Consider the following 6,066-nt stretch of genomic DNA (forward strand, 5'->3'; position numbering starts at 1 on the left):
AATTTTTCTACTAATTTTGATAAAAACACCATTAAAATTACTTTTGATGAGTATGTAAAAATTAAGGATTTACAAAAACAACTTATTGTGTCTCCACCAATGAAAACAGCACTTACGATTTTACCACAAGGAATCGCAAGTAAACAGGTTACCATAAAAATAAACGACACATTAAAGCCAAATACAACCTATAGTTTCAATTTTGGCCAAAGTATTGTAGATCATAATGAAGGAAATGCGTATCCGCAATTGAAATATGTTTTTTCGACAGGTGCTTTTATAGATTCGCTTTCTGTTGAAGGAACTATTAAAGATTCTTACGAAAAAGAAGCTGATAACTTCGTAAATATCATGCTTTATGAGGTTGATGATGGATATAACGACTCTATTATTTATAAAGAAACACCACGTTATATAACAAACACTCTCGATAGTTTAAAAACTTTTAAGATTGAAAACATAAAAGCGGGACAATATAAATTAGTTGCGCTAAAAGAAGTTAGTAGCAATTATAAATTTGACCCAAACAAGGACAAAATCGGGTTTTATAACCAAACCATTACTATTCCAGACAAATCTATTTTTGAATTAGAATTATTTAAGGAAGAACCTAAATTTAAAGTTAAAAAACCAACTCAAGCATCAGGAAATAGAGTCATTGTGGCTTACGAAGGAAATCCGAAAAACGTAAAAATTGATGCCAAACAAAATGGTAATTTTCTAAAAACAAGAGTAACTAAATTTCAGGATAAAGATTCCGTTCAGGTTTGGTTTGCACCAATAAAAAACGATTCTATTAATTTAAATATTGAAAAAGAAAAGTATCAAAAAGATTTTATCGTTAAGATAAAAAACCAAATAAAAGACACGTTGAAGTTGTCTCCAAAACAAAGTGGTATTGTGAATTTTAATGAAAATTTCTCTATAAATACCACAGTTCCTTTAGAAAAATTTGATTTAACTAAAATGAATCTAACCAAGAAAGATTCTTCTAAAGTAGATTTCAAAACAAATTATGACGAATACAATCAAAATTTAGAGATTTTATTTACGAAAGAACCTGAAGAAAAATACACACTTTCTATTTTACCTGATGCGATTAAAGATTATTTAGGTCAAAAAAACGACAGTTTAACGTTTACGTTTTCTACAAAAGCAATTGCTGATTATGGAAACCTAAAAATCAATTTGCAAAATGTAAAATCGTATCCCGTAATTGTAGAATTAACAGATAAAAACGGGAAAATTCTCGCTACAGAATACACAGACAAAAACCCAACTGTAGAGTTTCTTTTGTTAGAACCTAAAAAATATTCGCTACGTGTTATTTATGATGAAAACAAAAACAAAGAACGAGATACTGGAAGTTATCTAGAAAAACGTCAGCCAGAAGAAGTGGTTCATTTTCCAACAGAAATAGACGTTCGCGCGAATTGGGACGTCGATCAGGCTTTTGATTTGAGTAAGTAAATCAAATTACAAACTTATCTTTATCCTTTAAAAATCCTAATTTTTCTCTAGTTTCAAGCATTTTATTTTTGTCCAATTCTACTACAAAAACACCTTCATTTTCTTGAGGTTCTAGAATAGAATTACCTAGAAAATCGATGACTTGAGAATGACCAACATATTCGTGATTGTTGTCATCAGCTCCTATTCGGTTTACGCCAATCGTGTAACACATATTTTCGATAGCACGAGCTTTTAACAATGTATCCCAAGCATTTATTCTAGGTTTTGGCCAATTGGCAACATAAATTAACACATCATAATCTTCAACATTTCGAGAAAAAACAGGAAAACGTAAATCATAACAAATCAAAGGACAAATTTTGAAACCTTTGTATTCTACAATCAGCTTTTGGTTCCCTTTTGTATAAATTTTGTCTTCACCAGCTAAAGAAAACAAGTGTCTTTTATCATAATATTCGATTTCTCCTGACGGAAATATAAAAACCAATCGATTGTAGAAATTGTTGTTTTCTGTAATAACTAAACTTCCTGTAATGGCACAATTTTTGGCTTTGGCTAAAGATTTTAATACTATTATTGTTTCACCATTCATTGTTTCTGCAACTGGTTCTGGATTCATAGTAAATCCAGAAGTAAACATTTCTGGAAGTACAATTAAATCAACCTCTTCTCGAATTGCATTAATCTTTTCTTTAAAATAGTTTCTATTGGCGATTGGATTTTCCCAGTAAAGTGACGATTGAATTATTGCGATTTTCATAATATAAAAATAAACAAAAAACGCATTCAAATAAATGAATGCGTTTTGATGTTTTTTCAAATAACAATATTATATAATACTTGCTTTTAAATATTCTCGATTCATACGAGCGATGTTCTCTAAAGAAATTCCTTTTGGGCATTCAACTTCACAAGCTCCAGTATTAGTACAGTTACCAAAACCTTCTTCATCCATTTGACGAACCATGTTTAATACACGATTTGTAGCCTCTACTTTTCCTTGTGGTAATAACGCATATTGAGATACTTTTGCTCCAACAAATAACATAGCAGAACCATTTTTACAAGTAGCGACACACGCACCACAACCTATACAAGCTGCTGCTTCAAATGATTTGTCGGCATCGTCTTTGTTTATTGGAGTTGCATTGGCATCAATCGTATTTCCTGATGTGTTTACAGATACAAATCCACCAGCTTGTTGAATTCTATCGAAAGAACTTCTATCTACTACTAAATCTTTTACAACAGGGAATGCTTTAGAACGCCATGGTTCGATAAAGATTGTATCTCCATCGTTAAACTTTCTCATGTGTAACTGACACGTTGTAGTTCCAGTATCTGGTCCGTGTGCTCTACCATTGATGTAAAGTGAGCACATTCCGCATATTCCTTCACGACAATCGTGATCGAAAGCCACTGGTTCTTGTTTGCTGTTTACTAATTCTTCGTTTAGTTGGTCTAACATTTCCAAAAACGAACTTGCTGTAGAAACATTATCTAATTTATAAGTTTCCATGCTACCTTTTGCTTTAGCATTTTTCTGACGCCAAATCTTAAGGTTTATATTTATATTTTTTGCTGCACTCATAATTGTATATTATTTGTAGTTTCTAGCTGCGATTTTAATAAACTCGTATTTCAATTCTTCTTTGTTAAGAATTTCTTTGCTGATATCGTAACCCATATATTCCCAAGCACCAACAAAAGAGAAGTTTTCATCATCACGAAGCGTTTCCCCTTCTGAATCTTGATATTCTTCACGGAAATGACCTCCGCAAGATTCTTTTCTTTGTAAAGCGTCCATTGCCATTAGTTGACCTAAATCGATAAAATCTGCAACACGAAGTGCTTTTTCTAATTCTTGATTTAATTCATCAGCACTTCCTGGAACATAAACATCTTTGTAGAACTCTTCTTTTAATGCAGCAATTTCAGAAATAGCTTCTGTTAAACCAGCTTCATTTCTACCCATTCCTACTTTATTCCACATGATTAATCCCAAACGTTTATGGAAATGATCTACTGTTTTAGATCCATTATTGTTTAAGAATTTATCTATTGACTCTTTAACTCTATTTTCTGCTTCCACAAACTCTTGCGATTCTGTTGAAATTTTTCCAGTTCTAATTTCATCTGCTAAATAGTTAGAAACTGTGTAAGGCAATACGAAATAACCATCGGCCAAACCTTGCATTAAAGCTGAAGCTCCCAATCTGTTTGCTCCATGATCGGAGAAATTTGCTTCTCCTGCAACGAAACAACCAGGAATGGTTGATTGTAAGTTATAATCTACCCAAACACCACCCATTGTATAGTGAACCGCTGGGTAAATTTTCATTGGTGTTTCGTATGGATTTTCGTCAGTAATTTTTTGGTACATGGTAAATAAGTTACCATATTTTTGCTCTAACCACTGTTTCCCTAGTTTGGTAACCTCTTCATCCGTTGGATGATGGTTCCCTTTTGCATAAGCAGTTTGACGACCTTTGCTTTGAATTTCTGAAGAGAAATCTAAATAGACACCTTCGTTAGTATCGTTAGCTTCAATTCCGTGACCTTCATCACACAACTCTTTTGCTGCTCTAGATGCCACATCACGAGGCACTAAATTACCAAAAGCCGGATATTTTCTTTCCAAGAAATAGTCTCTATCTTCTTCTTTAAGTTCCGTTGGTTTTAATTTTCCAGCACGAATGGCTTCAGCATCTTCTTTTTTCTTTGGCACCCAAATACGTCCAGAATTTCTAAGTGATTCCGACATTAATGTCAGTTTTGCTTGATTGGTTCCATGAACTGGTATACACGTTGGGTGAATTTGCACAAAACATGGATTAGCAAATAAAGCTCCTTGTTTATGCACTTTCCAGCCAGCCGTAACGTTACTTCCCATAGCATTTGTAGAAAGAAAATAAACATTTCCATAACCCCCAGTTGCAATGATTACAGCGTGAGCTGAATGTCTTTCTAATTCACCTGTAACTAAGTTACGAGCTATGATTCCACGAGCTTTTCCGTCAACTTTTACTAAATCTAGCATTTCATGACGGTTGTACATTTCGATTTTTCCTAAACCAATTTGTCTTGATAAAGAAGAATAAGCTCCTAGTAACAATTGTTGACCTGTTTGCCCAGCAGCATAAAAAGTACGTTGTACTTGAGTTCCACCAAATGAACGGTTATCTAAATTCCCTCCATAATCACGAGCAAAAGGAACACCTTGAGCCACACATTGATCAATAATATTGGATGAAACTTCGGCTAAACGATGTACGTTAGCTTCACGTGCTCTATAATCTCCCCCTTTAATAGTGTCGTAAAATAGTCTAAAAGTACTATCTCCGTCATTTTGATAATTTTTAGCAGCATTAATTCCACCTTGTGCTGCAATTGAGTGCGCACGACGTGGTGAATCTTGGAAACAAAATGCTTTCACATTATATCCCATTTCTGCTAATGATGCAGCAGCAGACGAACCTGCTAAACCAGTTCCCACAACAATAATATCAATTTTTGGTCTATTGTTTGGCGCAACTAATTTTAAATGATCTTTATAATTTGTCCATTTGTCCGAAATTGGACCTTCTGGTATTTTTGAATCTAACTTCATAATCTATATTGATGTTGATTATTTAACAAAGTGAATGTAAATTGGAATAATAGCAAACAAAAGCGGAACAATGATTGCAAATGCTTTTCCAAATAATTTTATTGCTGGTGTGTATTTTGGATTGTTTGCACCCAAAGATTGAAATGCACTACTAAACCCATGTAGCAAATGGAATGCTAATACGATCATTGATAAAACATACAAAATCGTAAACAGCAATCCGTATTTAGCATCTCTAAAAAATTCTACAGTGATTTTATGTAAATCTTTGTAGCCTTCTTTTACTTTTACTTTTGCAGTAGCATCAAAAATTTCAGTCTTATTTTTAACAACAAAATTTGCATCATTTACAGGAACATAACCACCATCAGTAGTCAAATAGAAATCTTGTTTCATTCCGTTTGCTTCTATTGTTGTTTTTTGTAAAGGAAAATCTTCATCAAAATGCATTTTTGCCCAAAAATTCATCATGTGAGTTACAATAAATATTAAGATTATAGATCCCAAAATCGCCATGTTTCTCGATGAGAAAGAACTGTTTGCAGAAGGATTGTTTTTTGCATAACCTATTGGTCTTGCTTTCACGTTTTGATACGTTAACAAAAACCCATCAATTGCATGAAAAAGAATTGAAATGTAAGTTAAGTAAGATAATAATTTTACCGCTGGATTGGAAGTCATAAATAATGCATACTGATTAAAATGTAATGCATCACTAAAAATTAACTGAAGATTTCCAGCTAAATGCCCCGCCAAAAACAAGCATAAAAATAAACCCGTAAGAGCCATCCAGTATTTTTTTGCTAAGGAAGACTTTAAAAGTGCAGATTTTGCCATAGTATTTCTTTGATTGTAAGGTTTTAAAAAATTTAAACAAAAATAAGCGAATTTCACCTCATCAGCAAACGTTACTAGCTTATTTATAATGAATTTAAAATGGGTTTAACTTTTGTTGAAACCAACCAGTTAAACCCATCTCTATT

General features: G+C 32.9%; 5 protein-coding genes. 1 reads left to right on the forward strand and 4 read right to left on the reverse strand.

Translation table 11 applies throughout. The features are described 5' to 3' along the window. Positions 1-1,470 (forward strand): Ig-like domain-containing protein (locus tag ACHZC3_RS00500; RefSeq protein WP_394757921.1); only part of this gene is annotated, 1,470 nt, incomplete at its 5' end. A gap of 1 nt (position 1,471) precedes the next feature. Here the strand turns inward: ACHZC3_RS00500 and ACHZC3_RS00505 are convergent. From ACHZC3_RS00505 to ACHZC3_RS00520, 4 genes are all read right to left on the reverse strand, one after another. Then, positions 1,472-2,233 (reverse strand): amidohydrolase, encoded by a 762-nt coding sequence (locus tag ACHZC3_RS00505; protein WP_394757922.1) that lies wholly within the window; start codon positions 2,231-2,233, stop codon positions 1,472-1,474. Positions 2,234-2,302: 69 nt separating this feature from the next. Further along, positions 2,303-3,064 (reverse strand): succinate dehydrogenase/fumarate reductase iron-sulfur subunit, encoded by a 762-nt coding sequence (locus tag ACHZC3_RS00510; protein WP_394757923.1) that lies wholly within the window; start codon positions 3,062-3,064, stop codon positions 2,303-2,305. Between the two features lie 9 nt (positions 3,065-3,073). Continuing rightward, positions 3,074-5,083 (reverse strand): fumarate reductase/succinate dehydrogenase flavoprotein subunit, encoded by a 2,010-nt coding sequence (locus tag ACHZC3_RS00515; protein WP_394757924.1) that lies wholly within the window; start codon positions 5,081-5,083, stop codon positions 3,074-3,076. 18 nt (positions 5,084-5,101) lie between these two features. Further along, positions 5,102-5,920 carry a succinate dehydrogenase cytochrome b subunit gene (locus ACHZC3_RS00520; RefSeq protein ID WP_394757925.1) on the reverse strand — a complete coding sequence of 273 codons (819 nt, stop codon included), beginning with the start codon at positions 5,918-5,920 and terminating at the stop codon, positions 5,102-5,104. Positions 5,921-6,066: the final 146 nt, after the last annotated feature.

It is taken from the genome of Flavobacterium sp. (assembly GCF_043720215.1).
Lineage (GTDB): Bacteria > Bacteroidota > Bacteroidia > Flavobacteriales > Flavobacteriaceae > Flavobacterium.